This is a genomic window from Polyangium fumosum (assembly GCF_005144585.1).
Lineage (GTDB): Bacteria > Myxococcota_A > Polyangia > Polyangiales > Polyangiaceae > Polyangium > Polyangium fumosum.
The window spans coordinates 1-17,274 of sequence record NZ_SSMQ01000031.1 but is presented as its reverse complement, the minus strand read 5'-3'; the positions used below and the strand labels follow the sequence as shown (position 1 = coordinate 17,274).

The window sequence follows — 17,274 nt, the reverse complement described above, 5'->3', positions numbered from 1 at the left end:
CCGCTCGTCCAGAGTGTAGCTTTTTCCCTTCACGAGACGGGGTGCAGAATGTTGGCAGCGAAGCGATGGTGGTTTGCTCTTCCGGTCTCGCTCGCGGCAGCGTGCGGGGCGGACGACAGGGGTCCGCAATCGGGGGATGCTTCCCTTTCAGCGCAGGCGAAGGCGCCCCCAGCAGCGGAAGCGGTGGATCACGCGGGGCTGCGCGCGGCCTACGTGGCGGCGGTGCAAAAGGACGCCTCCCCCGCGTATCGCCTGGAGCGCGGCGCGAAAGGCGCGATTTCCGCCCGAAACCCGGCGCAGGGCCTCTCCGCGGAGCTCTCCGCGGCGGGCGTGCGGGTCGCCGTCGACGCGCACGCGGATCGCCCGTTCGAGCTTTCCCTCGACGCCGTGGGCTGCGAGGGAGACCTCACGCCGGCCGCCGAGGCCTCGCCCGAGGCGAGCGGCAATCGCGCCGAATATCGCCGCGGTGACGTCGTGGAGTGGTATTTGAATGGCCCGCTCGGCCTGGAGCAGGGCTTTGATCTCGCGAAGCGGCCCGCGTGCCGCGAGGACGGCGGCGGAGCCGTGACGCTCCAGATGCGCGCCGAGGGGCTCCTGCCCGAGCTCACGGCCGAGGCGGACGCGGCGCTCCTGCGCGACGAGGCCGGCGAGGTGATCCTCCGCTACACCGACCTTCACGTCACGGACGCGAAGGGCCGCGTGCTCCCGTCGTACCTCTCGGCCGCGGAGGGGCGGCTCTCCATTCACGTCGACGACACGGGCGCGATCTATCCGATCGTGGTCGACCCCATCGTATGGTCCGAGGCGCAAAAGCTCCTGGCGAGCGACGGGGCCGCGGACGACGCCTTCGGGTATGCGGTGGCCATCGACGCGGACACGGCCGTCATCGGCGCGCCGGACGACGACATCGCCGCCAACGCCGACGCGGGCTCGGCGTACGTGTTCGTCCGGAACGCCGGGAACAACACGTGGACGCAGACGCAGCGGCTCCAATCGGGCGACGCCACGCTCACGGCCGGCGACCGGTTCGGCCGCACCGTGGCCATCTCCGGCAACATCATCGCGGTCGGCGCCCCGCTCGACAACGCCAGCCGCGGCGCGGTCTTCGTCTTCCAGCGCACGGCGTTCGGCTCGAATTTCACGCAGCTCCAGAAGATCATCGCGGCCGACGTGGCGTCGGGCGACAGGTTCGGCTCGGCGGTCGCCCTTTCGGGCACGACGCTCGTCGTTGGCTCGCCCTTCGACGACACCGCCCCCAACACCGATTCCGGATCGGCCTACGTCTACCTGAAGGGCGCGACCACGTTTGCAGCACAAGGCGGAAAGCTCACGGCGGGCGCGGCGGCCGCGAGCCAGGACGAGTTCGGCACGTCCGTCGCGATCTCGGGCGATACCATCGTCGTCGGCGCGTACGGCGACGACGACAATGGCTCGGTCTCGGGCTCCGCGTTCGTGTTTTTCCGGACCTCCGGCGCCTGGGCCCAGCAAGCGAAGCTCGCCCCGCCCGACGGCAAGGCGAACGATTGGTTCGGCTACTCGGTCGCCGTCGCGGGCGACACCGCGCTCATCGCAGCTCCGCTCGCGGCCGGTTCGCAAGGCAAGGTGTACGCGTACACGCGCGCGATGGGCGTATGGGCGCAGCAGGCGCAGATCCTGGCCGTGGACGGCGACGGCGGGGATCAGTTCGGGCATTCCGTGTCGATCGTCGGGGACACAGCGGTCATCGGCGCGCGGTACGACGAGCCGCAGTCGACCGGCTCGGCGTACGTGTTCCTGCGGAACGCGGGCGTGTGGGCCCAGGAGAAGAAGATCACGGGCGCGGACGCCGGGATCGGGGCGCAATTCGGTCACTCCGTCGGCGTGAGCGGCTCGTGGGCGCTCGTCGGCGCCGAGGCGCACAGCGGCGCGGCCGCGAACAGCGGCGGCGCATACCTGTTCACGCCGCAGAACAAGCTCGACAATGGGCAGGCCTGCCAGATCGGCAAGGACTGCGCGAGCGGCTTCTGCGCCGACGGCGTCTGCTGCAACACGGCGTGCGGCGGCGGCGCGGCGAGCGATTGCCAGGCCTGCAACCTCGCGGGCGCGGCGGGCACCTGCACGCCTTCCGCGGCCGGCACCGAGTGCCGCATGGCGGGCGGCGCCTGCGACGTGGCCGAGGCGTGCGACGGCACGAACACGGCCTGCCCCGCCGACACGAAGGTCGCGGCGAACACCGAATGCCGCGCTTCGCTCGGGGGCTGCGATCCGGCGGAGACGTGCGACGGCGCGTCGAACGATTGCCCGGCGGACGCGTACGCCGCGGGCAACACCGTCTGCCGCGCGGCCGTGGGCGCGTGCGATATCGACGAGATCTGCGACGGGTTCACGCCGCTCTGCCCGGGCGACAACCTCGTCCCGGCGGGGACCCCGTGCCGCCCGGCGGCGGGCGGCTGCGACGCGGCGGAGAGCTGCGACGGCGCGAACGGCGCTTGCCCGGCGGACGCGAAGGTCGCGGCGGGGACCGAGTGCCGCGGCATGGCGGGCGGATGCGACGCGGCGGAGGCGTGCGACGGCGCGTCGAACGATTGCCCGGCGGACGTGGTGTCGAACGCCGGCACCGTGTGCCGCGCGGCGATCGGCCTCTGCGACGTGGCCGAGAGCTGCGACGGCGCGACCGTGGATTGCCCGGTCGACGCGCTCGCCGTGGCGGGCGCGGAATGCCGGGCGGCGGCAGGGGAATGCGACGTGGCGGAGCTTTGCGACGGCACGATGAGCGATTGCCCGGCGGATGGCGTGATGGCCGACGGCACGGTTTGCACCGACGGCCGGTGCGAGGCGGGCATCTGCGAGACGGGCGAGGGCGGCGCGGGTGGTGACGGCGGCGCGGGCGGCGGCGGCGGCGCGGGTGGCGACGGCGGCGGCACGGGCACGGGTGGCTCGGCCGGCGCGGGCGGCGGCCTTCCTGTGGACGACGGCGGCTGCGATTGCCGTGCCGCGGGCACCACGCGTGGCAACGCGGGTTCTGCGGGCGCCCTCGGCCTCGTGCTTGGCCTCGCGGCCTTCGCGCGGCGCCTGCGCACGCGGCGCGCCGGGTTCTAGTCGAAAAAACTCATCTCACCCCTCTCCCGCGAGGGCTGAGCATTGGTCTCATCTCATGAAGTCGCTTCGCTGGGGCTTTGCCCCAGGCCCCAGCAGGGGCTGTCCGCCCCTGCACCTGGACCAGCCAGGGGCTGGACCCAAGCTCGATGAACTGCGCGGGGCGCAGCTCATCGAACAGGCCCGGTCAAGACCAGCAGCGACGTTGCCCACCGAGACAGCCGCGCTGCGGGTTCTGCTGGCAACCTGGGTTCTTCGTCGGCCCGTTTGAAAAACTGCGCGGGGCGCAGTTTTTCAACCCTCGGTCCAGGCTGTGCCTGGTCCGGGGTCGAGGGGGCGGACAGCCCCCCGCGGGGTCCGGGGCAGCGCCCCGGCGCGACGGCTTGCGATGAGACCAATGCTCAGCCCGCGAGGGAGAGGGGCTGGGGTGAGGGAATCGTCCGGCGAGTGAGGGAATCGTCCGGCGTGTGAGAGAATTGTCCGGCGTGTGAGAGAATTGTCCGGCCGGGAAAACCAATCGTCGAACAACCAACCGTCGGTCGATTCAGCCCATGGCCGGCGTCGGCCGCCGCGAATTCCTTCGCTGGGCGAGCCCGGCGACACGCCCGGCGAGCTCTGCGTCCGTCACGCCCTTCGAGGCGTACCCGTGGGCGCCTACGCTCACCGCGAGATCGGCGAGCTCCGGGTCCGACCTGTCTCCGACCAGCATGATCCGGGTTTGTCCGAGCCCGAATGCATCCCGGATCATCTTCACGAGCAGACCGCCGTCGAGGCGCGGCATGTCCACGTCGACGAGCACGATCTCGCAGCCCGTCTCGCGGACCGCGTGCAGGCTGCCGAAGGGACCTTCGTGAAAACGCGCCCGCATGCCGGCCTTTTCCAGGCAACGCACGGCACGCTGGCCGAAGGTCGGGTCGTCGTCGATGATCAAAACGCGGGGCATGAATACCCCTGTTGCAAGGAGCGGTCCATGATCTGGAGTCGCTGGAAATACCCGAAAGGAAAGGGGTTTCTTTGGCCCCTTTGTCCAGGACGTCTTGCAGGGCTAAACGGCGGGCGCGCGCCGGCTTTGCACTTCTGCGATCTCGCCGTAGGCGCCGCTCAGAACGTCCCGCGCACGCCGGCCGTGCCGAGCCCGACGACGGGCGCCCACGTGAACGCGGCCTTTTTCGCGTCCTTTTTGGGAGCCTGCGTCGGGCCCGCGATGAGCAGCGGCACGCCCACGCCGAGCCCCATCACGCCGACCACGAGGCCCGCCGTCGTCGCGTAGCGGAGCGCATCGAAGAAGTCCGCGTCGGCGTGGAACTCCGGCGAACACGTCCGGTTCGGGCACTTCGATTCGAGCTCCTGCTGCTTCGAAAGCGCGAGCCCGCCCGTCACCCCGAACGCCACCATGCCGCCCGCGCCGACGCCGATCCCCACCCAGGCGATCGTCCTCCAGAACGGATCCGGCTCCGGCGGCTTCGGCTTCGGCAGCGGCGGGAGCACGAGCACGACCTTCTCCGTCTGCTTCACGACGAGGTCGACCTTCTTCTTCACCTTCGTCTCGCCGCGACGAACCTCGACTTCGTGCGGCCCCGGATCGATCGGGCGCTTCTGCCCGACCAGCGCGAGCGGGATCTGCGTGCCGTCGACGAACACCGTGATGCCATCGCCCAGAGGCCCCGTGACCTCGATCGTCAGGCTCGGCAGAAGCGGCAAGAGCTCCTCGCGCTCCTTGAGCGCGTCGGCCTGTGCTTTGCGAAACGCCGGCGTGACCTGCGTGCGCGAGAGATCCATGCGCGTCACCGCGAGGTAACGCTCCGTGGCCTCGACGAGGCGGCCGAGCTTCACGAGGCTCCGCGCCGCGCGCAGGCCGAGCGTCGGCGCCGGGACGAGCTGATCGGCGAGGTTGAACTTCTCGAGCGCCTCGGCGTACTGGCCCTTGTCGAAGAGCACGATGCCCTCCTCGCCGAGCTTGCGCGCGGCGCTGCGGGTCGCGAAGTCCTGCCCCGAGCTCACGGCCGGCGCGAGCCACGTGAGCGCGGCGAAGGCGAGCGGCAGGCACGTCCGGAAGGGCGCTCGCGTGGGCTTCGAGGGAGGGCGGTTCATCGGTTCGTCAGGGCTCGGGGTCGTCCGTCTAGAAGCCGAGGACGTCTTCCTTCGTGTTCGTCTTGGTCCCGGTGCGGATCTTCGGGCCTGCGCCCGCGTCGGGCGCGGGCGGCGCGCCTGCGTCGTTCGTCGCGGCGGTCGCCGGGATGGGCATGTCTGGCGCGGCGCTCGTCGCGGCGCTCGGCGGGCTCGCGGGAGGGAGCACGCTCGCGGCGGGGCGGAGCGCGGAGGGCGCCGGGGCCGGCGGGTCTGGGTCACGGCCCTTCACGATCCACACGGCGCCGACGACGCCGATGAGCAGCACCGGCAGCACCGCGAGCGCGATCGTGAGCGCGCGCCGCGAGCTCGGGTTCGAGGCGCCGCGCGACCAGGCCGTGTTTCGCCCCGTCGGCTCAGGCCGGCCCGACTGCACCATCGAGCCGAGCGGCACCGTGGCCGCGCCTCCGCCTTGGCTGCGCAAGAGCACGAGCGAGAGCCCCTCGGCGAGCTCGCGCGCGGACTGGAACCGGTCCTTCGGCTCGCGTTGCGCCGCGCGCGCGAACCACGCGTCGAAGCCGGGCGGCACGTTCCGGGCGACCTGCGAGGGCACGGGCAAGGGCGCCGAGCAGATCCGCATGAAGAGCTCGCCGAGCGTGCTGCCCGAGAAGGCCCGCACGCCCGTCACGCACTCGAACGCGATCATCGCGAGCTGCCAGAGATCCGAGCGGGGATCGATGTCCTTGCCGAGCACCTGCTCCGGGCTCATGTACGCGGGCGTTCCGAGCACCGTGCCCGCGTGTGTCTTCAGGTGCGGATCGTGGCCGCCGTCGGCCGTCTTCGCGATGCCGAAGTCGAGGATCTTCACGACCTCGCGGCCCTCCTCGACGGAGAGGAAGACGTTCTCCGGCTTGAGATCGCGATGCACGATCCCCTGCTTGTGCGCCTTCTCCAGCGCGCGCGCCATCTCGCGGAAGATCCGCACCGCGTCCGACGCAGGCAGCACACGCGTGCGCGTGAGCCGCTTCGCCAGGCTCTCGCCTTCGAGCAGCTCCATCACGATGTACGCGACGTGCCCCTGCGCGCCGTGATCCATCGTCTGGACCACGTTCTCGTTCTTGAGCCTCGCCGCCGCGCGCGCCTCGTGGAGGAACCGCGCCATCGTCTCCTGCGGGTTCTGCGACGACGCGAGATCGACGAGCTTCACCGCCACGGTCGTGCCGAGCGACGTGTGCTCGGCGCGCCAGACTTGCCCCATGCCGCCGGCCCCGATCGGCATGGTGAGGCGATATTTCCCCCCGATGATCGAGCCCGGCGCCCAGGGGCTCGGCCTCACGCTCTGCAGCTCGGGTTCAGGGGGTCTCACGGCGGAGACCAAAGTCTAAACCACGACACGTGGAAACGGGAAACACCCCGTGCGTGGTTCCGACCGATCTAACGCGGCGCGCGGCTCATCCGCATCGGCACCTGGGCCGCGGGACCCTGCGGCGGCAGCGCCGCTCGCATCTCGATCGACCGCGTCTCGTCGTACTCCGGCTCTCCATCGAAGGACAACGAGGGCCAGTCGGGAAAATAGGTCCCCGGCGGGATCACCACGGCATACGTGGGCGGCTCGGGCGCGCGCGGCGCCTCGGCCGCGCGTTGCGCGGCGCCGCGCCCACAGCCCACGGCCGACGCGGCGAGGCCCCACGCGAGCGCGAGCAGGGAGAACCGACAGCGGGCCGAAGATCCCATGCCCGCGCCCCACGCAAGGCGCAGGCCGGGTCGGTGTGCAGGACGTGCGCGACTGAAGACCGGCCAGTCGGGACGGACGCTTCGATCAGGACCCGTTGGCCTTCACGGGGCCCGTGCCCGTTGTGAGGAGCGGGAGCAGCCCGTGCGCCGGGGTCGGGGTCGAGACAGGCGCCAGAGGCGGGGCGGCTGCGGCGCGCTCGCCGCGGTACCGCTTGATGCAGCCGGCGAGGATCTCGCCGATGAGCGTCCGGAAGTCCATGCTCGCGACCTTCCCGATGACGCAGAGATCGCTGAAATCCGGGGTGAGCCCGGGCAGCGGGTTGCACTCGATCACGTACACCGTGCCGTCCTTCGCCATGCGCAGGTCGATCCGCGCGACGTCGCGGCAGTGCAGCGCGAGGAACGTCTCGCGCGTGATCTTCTCGATCCGTTTGAGCTCCGCCGAGCTGAGGTTCGCCGGGCACTCGAAGCGCACGCGCGTCGTGCCCATCTGCTTCTCCTCGAAGCCGTAGACCGGGTGCTCGGGCGGATCGACGAAGACCACCTCCATCGGCGGCAAGACCCGCGGGCGCCGATCGCCGAGCAGGCCCACCGTGAACTCGCGGCCGTCGATGTACTCCTCGACGAGCGCCGGCTGCCCGTAGCGCTCGACCATGAGCTTCGCCGCGGCGCGCGCGCTCGCCTCGTCCGGCACCACGGAGGCGCCGGTGATCCCCTTCGACGTGCCCTCCGCGTTCGGCTTGACGATCACCGGGTAGCGGAAGGGCTTGAGCTTCTCGCGGCCCGTCGTGAGCACCTGCCACTCGGGCGTCTCGATCCGCGAGGCGCGCAGGATCTGCTTCGTCAGGCCCTTGTCGAGGCAAAGCGAGAGCGTCGTCGGATCGCTGCCGCTGTAGGGGATGCCGAGCAGCTCCAGCATCGCGGGCACCTGCGCCTCGCGGCCGCGGCCGCGCACGCCCTCGGCGATGTTGAAGACCACGTCGGGCTGCGAGGCGAGCAGCCGGTGCGGCAGATCCGGCTTGGCTTCGAGCGGGATCACCGTGTGGCCGAAGCTCTCGATGGCGTTCGTGATCGCCTCGATCGTCTGCGGCGAGTCGAACTCCGCCTCCGCGTCCCCGCCGTCGCGCTTCATGTTGAACGTGAAGCCCACGCGCAGCGTGGCCTTCTTCGCGCGGCGTTGCGGCGCGCCGTCGATGAACTGCGACATCCCCCGACGCTTGCACGAGCTGCGCACGATCGACCGGATCACGCCGTCGAAGTCGAAGCCGCCCTTCTTCGCCGCGACGAACATCGCCGCATTCGGATCGAGCGAGGGCAGCGCGTCGACCTCGAGGAAGTGAATGTCGTAGCCAGTCTGGGGCGACCCCGGGGCCACGCGGAACTCGCAGCGGCCGAGGTCCTTGAGATCGAGCGCCCGCACGATCCTGCGCGTCAGCGCCTGGATGCGATCGAGCACCGCCACCGGCAGCTCCGCCACGCGCGACGTCACGTGCTCGGGCCGCACGTTCTTCAGGTGGAAATCGTAGACGTTGTAAAGGTTGGAGTACCGAGGATCGATCACGTACTCCACGGGATCCAGGACCCCGTCGCTGCCGAGTCCCTCGACGAACGCGCACGACACGTCCACGCCGCGCAGGAAGCGCTCGACGAGCAGGCCTGCGGGGTAGCGCGCGAGCTGCCGGTCGACGACCTCGGCGAGCTCGTGCCCGTCCTCGCAGACGCTGAAATCGCCCGAGATGCCCTTCGAGGAGCCCTCGAAGTTCGGTTTCACGATCACCGGGAACGTGACGTCGTCGAGCGCGCCGCTCTCGATCGCCACGCGCGTCACGAGCCGCGCGCGCGGCGTCGGCACGCCGAAGCCCGCGAGCGTGCGCTTCGTGAGCGCCTTGTCGAGCGTGAGGCAGAGCGTGTACGCGTCCGAGCCCGTGTACGGAAAGCCGAGCTCGTCGAAGAGCGCGGGGTAAAACGCCTCGCGCGTCTTGCCCTTGTGCCCCTCGGCCATGTTGAACACGAGATCCGGGGAGATCGATTCGAGCCGCGCGATGACGCGGGAGGCGGGGCCGGAGACTTCGACGCGCTCGACCTCGTGGCCTGCGCGCACGAGGGCCCCTTCGATCGCGTCGATGGTTGCTGGGCTGTCGAACTCCGCCTCCTCGGGGGAGCCCGTGATTTTGAGATTGTAGGTGAGCGCGATGCGCATCGGTTTGAAAAGGAGGGTGCCGAAGGAGAGGGAGGATGTCGCGAGCTTTTCGAAGGGAAAATGTGGCTCGGGGAGTGTGTCGTGCGGGCGGACGGTCCCTGCGTCAAGCGTATGGGCCTCCCATCGCGCGGAGCCACGTGCTACGGCCCCCTCCGTGACGGATCTGGTGGCCTTTCCTCCGCCGGCGTTCCCCGAGCCGGCGGACGAGCTCAACGAGCCCCAGGCGCGGGCCGTGGCCCACGCCGAGGGCCCGCTCGTCGTGTTCGCGGGCGCGGGCAGCGGCAAGACACGCGTCATCACCTACCGCATCGCGAACCTGCTCGCCGTGCACCGCGTGCCCCCGTACCGCGTGCTCGCCGTGACGTTCACGAACAAGGCGGCCGGCGAGATGCGCCGCCGCATCGCGAGCCTCGCGGGCGACGAGATCGCCAAAGAGCTCTGGATCGGCACCTTCCATGCGACGTGCGCGCGCCTGCTCCGCCGCTTCCACGACGCGGCCGGCCTCGAGCGCAACTTCGTCATCTACGACGACTCCGACCAGCGCGCAGTCGTCGCGCGGGTCTTGAAGGAGCTCTCGCTCGACGACAAGCGCTACCCGCCGCGGCAGGTCCTCTCGCGCATCCACAAGGAGAAGCAAGAGGGCCGCGGCCCCGACGCCTTCGAGCCGCAGGGCTTCTTCGACGACGCGATCCTCAAGGTCTACGAGGGCTACGAGCGCTACCTCCGCAAGGCGAACGCCGTCGACTTCGACGACCTCATCCTCTCGGTCCTCCGCATCGCCGAGGACCCGAAGAGCCTCGCCGGCGACGATCTCCGCGCGCGCTTCCGGTACGTCCTCGTCGACGAGTTCCAGGACGTGAACCAGGTGCAGTACCGCCTCGTGCGCGCGCTCGCCGCGAGCCGCAACCTCTGCGTCGTCGGCGACGACGACCAGAGCATCTACCGCTGGCGCGGCGCCGACGTCCGCATCGTCCGGAACTTCCGGCGCGACTTCCCCGACGCCGCCATCGTCAAGCTGGAGCAGAACTACAGGTCCACGGGCAACGTCGTCCGGGCCGCGCTCGGCGTGATCAAGCCGGCCAAGGATCGCGAGCCGAAGGAGCTCTGGACCGCGCGCGACCCCGGCGAGCCCGTTGTCGTCGTGGCCGCGCAGAACGAGCACGACGAGGCCGCGTGGGTGGCCGAGCGTGTCCGCGAGGCCCAGGCCCGTGGCGTCCCGCTCGGCGAGGTCGCGATCTTCTACCGCGTGCACGCCCAGTCCCGCGTGCTCGAAGAGGTCCTGCGCGCCGAGCGCATCCCCTACCAGATCGTCGGCGGCATGCGCTTCTTCGAGCGCGCCGAGGTGAAGGACGGTCTCTCGTACCTGCGCATCCTCGACAACCCGAAGAGCGACGTCGACCTCGAGCGCATCATCAACGTCCCTGCGCGCAAGATCGGCGGCGCCACGCTCGACAGGCTCACGCAGGTCGCGAACGCGCTCAACGTGCCGCTCTACGAGGCGATCCTCCCCCTCACGGATCGCGGCGGCCTCGGCACGGCCGCGAAGAAGAGCTTGCTCGCCTTCCGTGATCTCATCGAAGGCCTGCGCGAAAAAGCCGCCTCGGCGCCGCCGAGCGACCTCGCGCGCGAGGTCCTCGAACGCACGGGCTACGCGCGGATGCTCGACGAGGACGACAGCGCCGAGAGCGACGCGCGCAAGCAGAACCTCCAGGAGCTCGTGGGCTCCATCCTCGATTACGAGGCCGAGGCCGCGGCAGCGGGCCAGGTCGGCACGCTCTCCGGCTACCTCGAGCGCGTCACGCTCTCGAGCGACATCGACGCGCTCGAAGACGCGCCGCGCGTCTCGATGATGACCGTGCACGCGGCCAAGGGCCTCGAGTTCGATACGGTCTTCATCACGGGCATGGAGGACGAGCTCTTTCCCTTCAAGGGCCCGGATCCCAAGCGCAACGAGGACATCGAAGAGGAGCGCCGCCTCGCGTACGTCGCCGTCACGCGCGCCCGCGAGCGGCTCTTCGTCACGCACACGGCGCGACGCATGATCTTCGGCAACACGCGCTTCGGCGTCCCGAGTCGCTTCATTACCGACTTCCCCGTCGCCTCCGTAAAGCCCCTCATGACGGCCGCGGCGTCGAGCGAGCGCTCCTTCCGCGACGGCTACCGCGACGGGCACCGCGACGAACCCGCGCGTCCGCGCGGGCCCTGGTCGCATCCCATGGACCGCGGCAGCGACGCGCCCGCACGCTCCTTCTCTACGCGCTCCCCGTCCACGCCCGCACGCGCCCCCGGGGAGCGCTACATCGAGCGCGAGCCAGGCGAGGCCTCCAGCGAGGGCGGCCTCGCACGCGGAGCACGCGTGATGCACGAGAAGTTCGGCGTCGGCGCCATCATCGACGTCGACCCCGGCGACGACCCGATCGCCACCGTCAAGTTCTCCGGCTGGGGCGTGAAGCGAATCAAAGCACGATTCCTCCGCACCGAGTAACCCCCGTCACGGTCAACACAGGGCCCTGACGCGTTACCTTTCGTAACGCATTGCAATGCGGTGTCCATATCCTTGCTTGCGCTCGCGAGAACGCGACGACGTGGTGTACGGTGGAACCGTAGCGCCACTGTTTTCCAGCGAGGGAGGCAACGATGAGCACCGAGACCAGCCTGCTCCAAGAGCTCGTCGACGGAATGCCGGATCCGATGTTTTTCAAGGATCGGCAGCACCGGTGGGTCGCATTCAATCGCGCATTTTGCGAGCTCCTCGGCCGGCCCTCCGAAGAGATCCGCGGCCGAAGCGACCCTGATTTTTTCCCGCCCGATCAGGTCGACGTGTTCTGGAAGCACGACGACATGGTCTTCGAGACAGGCCGGCCCGATCTCAACGAGGAGACGATCTCGCTCGGCGATGGCAAGCGCAAGGTCCTCTGGACACGCAAGGTGCCAGTTCGCGACGCGTCGCAGGCCGTGGTAGGGCTTTACGGGCTCATCATGGATATCACCGACCAGATGGAGCACGCCCGCCAGACCGATCTCTTCGAAGCCGAAGCCGCGCGGCAACAAGCCATCATCGCGGCGCAGGAGCGCGTCATCGACGGCCTCGTCGTGCCCGTGCTCGAAATATGGGAGGGCATTTTGCTATTACCGCTCGTCGGCGCCCTCTCGCAGGGGCGGGCAGGGCACGCCATCGAGAGCATTCTCGCCGCCGTCAGCCAGCGCGGTACGGAGACGGTGCTCATCGACATCACAGGCGCAGGCCTGCCCGACGCCGCCGGGGCCGAGCTGCTCGTCCGCGCGGTGCGCGCCCTCGCCCTGCTCGGCTGCCGCACGATCCTCGTCGGCATCAGCGCGGAATCCGCCCGCACCTTCGTCGAAGGAGGCCTCGATCTCGGTGCAATGGCGACCTGCGCCACCCTGAAACAGGGATTGTCACGGGCGCTCGCATTGCGACGAGGATCGCCGCGGCGTTGACAGCGATTTATCGCGCCTTGATCTGATTCGCGACGGCCTGGGCTTTTGCCTTCGCCGCCTCCTCGTCGCCGAGGTACCGGCGCGAGATCGGCTTCAGATCCTTGTCGAGCTCGTACAGCAGCGGCACGCCCGTCGGGATGTTCAGCTCGACGATCTCCGAATCCGAGATCCCGTCGAGGTGCTTCACCAGCGCGCGCAGGCTGTTGCCGTGTGCGGCGATGATCACGCGTTTGCCGCTCCGGATGGCCGGCGCGATATCGGACTCCCAGAACGGCAGGAACCGCGCCACCGTGTCCTTGAGCGATTCGCTCCCCGGGATCTCCTCCTTGCGGAGCGAGGCATATCGCGGATCCTTCCCGGGCCAGCGCGGGTCGTCTTCGGTCATCGCGGGCGGCGGCGTGTCGTAGCTCCGGCGCCAGACCTTCACCTGCGCCTCGCCGTGCTTCGCCACCGTCTCGGCCTTGTCGAGCCCTTGCAGCGATCCGTACATCCGCTCGTTCACCCGCCAGCTCTCGGTGACGGGGATCCACATCCGATCGAGCTCTTCCAGCACGATCCACAGCGTCTTGATGGCACGCTTGAGCACCGACGAGTACGCCACGTCGAACGTGAGCCCCTCGGCCGCGATCATCTGCGCGGCGCCGCGCGCCTCCTCGACGCCCTTTTCGCTGAGCGGCACGTCGACCCAACCCGTGAAGCGGTTTTCCTTGTTCCACTGGCTCTCGCCATGGCGGAGGAGGACGAGCTTGTGCATCGCGTTCTTCCCTTTCAGAGAGCTACCATCCGGCCTCACAACGGGGCCGCTCGGGGGGCATCGCGCGCCCTCCGTCCGGCGTCAAGCGTCTCGTCCCGAGGGAACGCCGGGCCGCGCCGCGCCGCGTCGATCCCGCTCGCCTTCGGGCCGTCGTTCGACTAACGGAGGCGACCCGATGAGCTCCACCGTCCACGCCACGTTCCTCGTCGCCGCGCCCGATCAGCCTGGCCTCGTCGCGCGCCTCGCCGGCTTCTTCTACACCGCCGGCCTCAACATCATCGACGCCGGCAACCACACCGACGTCCACGTCGAGGGCGGCCCGCGGTTCTTCATGCGGATGGTCGTCGACGTCTCGGGCCTCTCTGCCCCCGCCGCGAGCGCGGCCCTCGGTGGCTCCTCGACCCGCGCCGCCCTCGAGCGCGCCTTTGGCGACCTCGCGCAAACCCTCTCGGCCACCTGGTCCGTCCGGTACGGCGACCAGGTGCAGCGCGTCGCCATCCTCGTCACGAAGGACCCGGCCTGCCTCTACGACCTCGTCCTCCGGCAACGCTCCGGCGAATTGCCGTGCGAGATCCCGCTCGTCCTCTCGAACCACCCCACCCTCGAGCCCGTCGCCGAGAGCTTCCGCATTCCGTTCTTTTGCCTGCCCGTGACAGCCGACACGAAACGCGAGCAAGAAAAGCGAATCCTGGAGCTCTGCCGGCGTCACCACGTGGATCTCGTCGTGCTCGCCCGTTACATGCAGGTCCTCACCGAGGAATTCCTGAACGAGGCGCCGCCCGTCATCAACATCCACCACGGCTTCCTGCCCGCCTTCCAGGGCGCCAAGCCTTACCATCAGGCCCACGCGCGCGGCGTAAAGATGATCGGCGCCACCGCCCATTACGCGACGAAGGACCTCGATCAAGGCCCCATCATCGAGCAAGACGTCGCACGCGTCACACACGCCATGGGCCCCGACGAAATGGCCCGCACCGGCCGCGACGTCGAGCGCGTCGTGCTCTCCCGCGCCGTCCGCGCGCACCTCGAACGACGAGTCATCGTCGAGGGGCGGCGGACGATCGTGCTCTGAGGGCGTAGCGCCGGGGTTTCACCCCGGGCCCGACCAGGGGTTGTCCACCCCTGGACCCGGACCAGCGAGGCGCTGGACCCAGGACGATGAACTGCGCAGTGCGCAGTTCATCGAACAGCCGGTGGCAAGATCGGCGACGATCCTGCCAACCAAAACGGCAGCGCTGCGGGCTCAACGGGCCACGTGCCCGTCGCTGGCTCGAGACGTACCTCTACAGTCTTGCCACCGGCCCGTTGGAAGAACTGCGCGGAGCGCAGTTCTTCCATTTCGGTCCAGGCCGTGCCTGGTCCGGGTCGAGGGGCGGACAGCCCCCGCGGGGTCCGGGGCAGCGCCCCGGCGCAGTGGCTCAAGGCAAGCCGATCGCGAGCACCTTCAGCTCCGAGATGTTCACCTTGTTGAAGCGCCCGCTCTGGCCGCCCATGCCGTTGTACGAGGCGAAATGGGCGAAGTCGCTCATGTTGCCCGACCCGGTATCCTCCCGGATCACGATCGAATAGGTCTTTCCGGCCACGAGGTCGACCGGCACGAAATTCGAATCACGCCAGTCGTCCCACGTCGCGAGGTGCGGCATCGTGAGCTGCCCGCTGCCCACGAGTGTCGCGCCGTCCCACACCTCGATCGCCTTCACGCCGCAGGTGATCCCCGTCGTGTAATCGCCTGCGCCGTTGCCTGCCGTCACCTGGAGCAGATGCCGCCCCGATTGCTTCGCGGTCACGTTTGTCACCGTGATCGTATGCCCGGGATCGCCCCAGTTCTCGTAATGCCAGCGGCCGTGGTTCAAGACGAGCGTCCCGCCCGTCGCTGAAAAGTTCTGCTGCGCGCCGAACGACTGGATCCGCGCATTGCTCGGCCCCCAGTAACACCAGGGCCGCGCGCGTTGGGACGCGTTGCCCGACGTCTTGTAGACGGCCTCCACCGTGTAGCAATACGTCTTCGTCGTGTGCTCTGTGCTCCCCGTGTCCACGTACGACGTCGTGCCTCCGGGCAGGTCCTGCGCGATCCGTGTCCCGTCACGGTACACGTTGAGCGTCACGTCGTTCGCATTCTCCGTCACCGAGAAATTGAGCAACACCCGATCGTTCGTGATCCCGACGCTCGTGATCGAGGGCGTGTGCGGGCCGAACACGTTCTTGTAATCGGCGATCTCCGCGTCCCCGAGCGCGGTGATCCCCTTCGTCGACGCTGCGCCCGCGCCGAGCTCGATCTCGAACACGCTGTCTTGCCCGAGCGCTGCCGCGTCCACGAAGCCCGTCCCCACGTCCTGCCCGTCGAGCCGCGCCGCCGTCACGTCGAGCACGCCATTGTCGCCCGACGCCGCCGGCAGCTTGACCTTCACCGAGAGCCGCTTCCCCTTGTACCGAATGCCCGACAGCGTGATTTCATCCATGCCGGCGAAGAGCGTATTCCGGAGCCCCCGCGTGATCTTCGGCGCGAACCGGAGTCCCGTCTGCGTCGCTTCGAGCCCGAAGATCACGTCGTGCACGACCCCGACGAACCCGGCCACGCTCCAGAGCTGCCTCTGCGAATTGACCACCGGCCCGCTCGTCGGCCCCTCGTCCTTCCAGTTCGCCCCGGTCACGGCCTCGAAGTTCTCCATGTTGGAGAGGTTCAGCGCCGCCCCGCGCACGAGCGAGCGCACCGTGTTGTCGATCGCGTCCGCGTTGCCCGCCTTCGCGGCCGCCTTCGCCCAGAATGCCGTCACGAACGGCCAGATCGCGCGGTTGTGATAGATCCGCGTCCCCTGCTGCTGCGGCCAGATCACGGGCGGGCCCTTCGGCAGGTGCGGATACCGCGCCACGATCTCCTCCGCCTCGGCCTTCGTCGCCACGTCGAACAGCACCGCGAACGCCGAACCCAGGAGATCGTATTGCAGCGTCGGCGCCGGATCGAGGTACGTCGTCACGAACGTCGAATACATCTGCCGCTCCGGCAAGAAGAGCCGCGCCCGGATCGCGTCCCGCAGCGCCGTCGCCCAGCCCGCGTATTTCTGGCTCGCCGCCGCGTCCCCCTTCTCCTCCGCGAGCTTCACGGCCACGCCGAGCATCACGAGGTGCCCGATGTTCGTCCCGAGCGCCTTGCTCATCCCGATCTGCGCCGTATCCGTCGCGACCCACCCGGGATACGTCTGCTCGCGCCAGTCGAGGAACGATTGCTCGCCGCGATAAAGCCCGTCCGCCTTGTCCCACACCACGAGCCGATCCCGCTCGGCCGTATTCGTGATCGCCTCGTACGCGAGGTCCCGGAACGCCGTCCGCTCCGCGCCGTCGAGGTGCTTCAAGAGCTCGAACGCGCCCATCGCCCACACCACGCGGTCCGAGGAGATCGGATAACTCCCGCCCGTCCCCGTGTCCTGCACGATCTCGCGCTTCGTCCCGTCGCGCCGCTGGCTCGTCTTGAACTCCATCGAGTTTCTCGCCCGCGTCGGATCGAGCAGCGAGAGCCCGAGCGCCACCGAATACGACGTGTCCCGCGTCCAGACGTATTTCCAGAGCCGCCCCGTCTCGAAGCAGCCGCCTGGGGGGCAGGGGAGGGGATTGCCGCCATTGAACGCATAATCGCTGATCGCCGAGACCGAGCACTCGCGCGCCTCCTCCACGGCCAGCGCATACAGCGCGTCGAGCATGTCGTGCCCCGTCCGCAGCACGGGTTGTCCAGGCACCTCCGTGATCGTCCGCGGATTCGCCGGGTTGTCGTCGCGCAGCGGCCCCGTGGTCGAGAGCACGTACGTCCGCGCGCAGCTCGCCGCGTCCTGCACGACGACCGACGCCTGGTTCGGCGCGTCGTACCAGGTGCCCGTCCCGGACGCCGGCGTCCCCGCAGGCGGCAAACATACCGCGCTGCCGCCGCCGCTGCCGCCGCCGCCGCCGCTCCCGCCCGCGCCGCCGCCGCCGCTCCCGCCGCCGCCGCCGCTCC

11 protein-coding genes are annotated in these 17,274 nt (G+C 69.6%); 4 read left to right on the top strand and 7 right to left on the bottom strand.

Features of this window, described 5'->3' with window-relative positions; genetic code table 11:
* Positions 1–48 precede the first annotated feature (48 nt).
* Entirely contained in the window at positions 49–3,078 is a 3,030-nt protein-coding gene (locus E8A74_RS52725; protein WP_170229392.1) for a hypothetical protein, read from the top strand.
* Between the two features lie 541 nt (positions 3,079–3,619).
* Here E8A74_RS52725 and E8A74_RS26860 read toward each other — a convergent pair.
* From E8A74_RS26860 to E8A74_RS26840, 5 genes are all read right to left on the bottom strand, one after another.
* Positions 3,620–4,018: a response regulator gene (locus E8A74_RS26860; RefSeq protein ID WP_136931938.1), complete on the bottom strand. Its 399-nt coding sequence runs from the start codon at positions 4,016–4,018 to the stop codon at positions 3,620–3,622.
* A 158-nt stretch (positions 4,019–4,176) separates the two neighbouring features.
* Positions 4,177–5,166 carry a hypothetical protein gene (locus E8A74_RS26855; RefSeq protein WP_136931937.1) on the bottom strand — a complete coding sequence of 330 codons (990 nt, stop codon included), beginning with the start codon at positions 5,164–5,166 and terminating at the stop codon, positions 4,177–4,179.
* Positions 5,167–5,194: 28 nt separating this feature from the next.
* Positions 5,195–6,508 carry a serine/threonine-protein kinase gene (locus tag E8A74_RS26850; protein ID WP_136931936.1) on the bottom strand — a complete coding sequence of 438 codons (1,314 nt, stop codon included), beginning with the start codon at positions 6,506–6,508 and terminating at the stop codon, positions 5,195–5,197.
* A gap of 68 nt (positions 6,509–6,576) precedes the next feature.
* Positions 6,577–6,876, bottom strand: coding sequence for a hypothetical protein (locus tag E8A74_RS26845; RefSeq protein ID WP_136931935.1), 300 nt, complete (start codon positions 6,874–6,876; stop codon positions 6,577–6,579).
* 85 nt (positions 6,877–6,961) lie between these two features.
* On the bottom strand, positions 6,962–9,076 hold the full coding sequence (locus tag E8A74_RS26840) for a D-alanine--D-alanine ligase family protein (protein WP_170229391.1): 2,115 nt from the start codon (positions 9,074–9,076) through the stop codon (positions 6,962–6,964).
* A 154-nt stretch (positions 9,077–9,230) separates the two neighbouring features.
* Between E8A74_RS26840 and E8A74_RS26835 the strand changes: the two genes are divergently transcribed.
* A complete protein-coding gene (locus tag E8A74_RS26835) occupies positions 9,231–11,561 on the top strand; it encodes an ATP-dependent helicase (RefSeq protein WP_232379759.1) in 2,331 nt (776 codons plus the stop codon).
* A 152-nt stretch (positions 11,562–11,713) separates the two neighbouring features.
* Complete coding sequence (locus E8A74_RS26830; protein WP_136931932.1) at positions 11,714–12,535, top strand: PAS domain-containing protein; 822 nt, start codon at positions 11,714–11,716, stop codon at positions 12,533–12,535.
* A 7-nt stretch (positions 12,536–12,542) separates the two neighbouring features.
* Here the strand turns inward: E8A74_RS26830 and gpmA are convergent, their stop codons facing one another.
* A complete protein-coding gene (gpmA, locus tag E8A74_RS26825) occupies positions 12,543–13,289 on the bottom strand; it encodes a 2,3-diphosphoglycerate-dependent phosphoglycerate mutase (protein ID WP_136931931.1) in 747 nt (248 codons plus the stop codon).
* A 175-nt stretch (positions 13,290–13,464) separates the two neighbouring features.
* Here gpmA and purU point away from each other — a divergent pair, with 175 nt between their 5' ends.
* The gene (gene purU, locus E8A74_RS26820) at positions 13,465–14,361 is read left to right on the top strand and encodes a formyltetrahydrofolate deformylase (RefSeq protein ID WP_136931930.1); all 897 of its coding nucleotides are present in this window, start codon (positions 13,465–13,467) and stop codon (positions 14,359–14,361) included.
* Between the two features lie 346 nt (positions 14,362–14,707).
* Here purU and E8A74_RS26815 read toward each other — a convergent pair.
* On the bottom strand, positions 14,708–17,274 hold a 2,567-nt coding region (locus tag E8A74_RS26815; RefSeq protein WP_170229390.1), incomplete at its 5' end, for an MGH1-like glycoside hydrolase domain-containing protein.

What these genes read in the sequence shown, in the direction of transcription:
- E8A74_RS26840 (WP_170229391.1), bottom strand. Translation starts at nt 9,076, where the DNA reads ATGCGCATCGCGCTCACCTACAATCTCAAAATCACGGGCTCCCCCGAG.
- purU (WP_136931930.1), top strand. Translation starts at nt 13,465, where the DNA reads ATGAGCTCCACCGTCCACGCCACGTTCCTCGTCGCCGCGCCCGATCAG.
- E8A74_RS26845 (WP_136931935.1), bottom strand. Translation starts at nt 6,876, where the DNA reads ATGGGATCTTCGGCCCGCTGTCGGTTCTCCCTGCTCGCGCTCGCGTGG.
- E8A74_RS26855 (WP_136931937.1), bottom strand. Translation starts at nt 5,166, where the DNA reads ATGAACCGCCCTCCCTCGAAGCCCACGCGAGCGCCCTTCCGGACGTGC.
- E8A74_RS52725 (WP_170229392.1), top strand. Translation starts at nt 49, where the DNA reads ATGTTGGCAGCGAAGCGATGGTGGTTTGCTCTTCCGGTCTCGCTCGCG.
- E8A74_RS26830 (WP_136931932.1), top strand. Translation starts at nt 11,714, where the DNA reads ATGAGCACCGAGACCAGCCTGCTCCAAGAGCTCGTCGACGGAATGCCG.
- E8A74_RS26860 (WP_136931938.1), bottom strand. Translation starts at nt 4,018, where the DNA reads ATGCCCCGCGTTTTGATCATCGACGACGACCCGACCTTCGGCCAGCGT.
- gpmA (WP_136931931.1), bottom strand. Translation starts at nt 13,289, where the DNA reads ATGCACAAGCTCGTCCTCCTCCGCCATGGCGAGAGCCAGTGGAACAAG.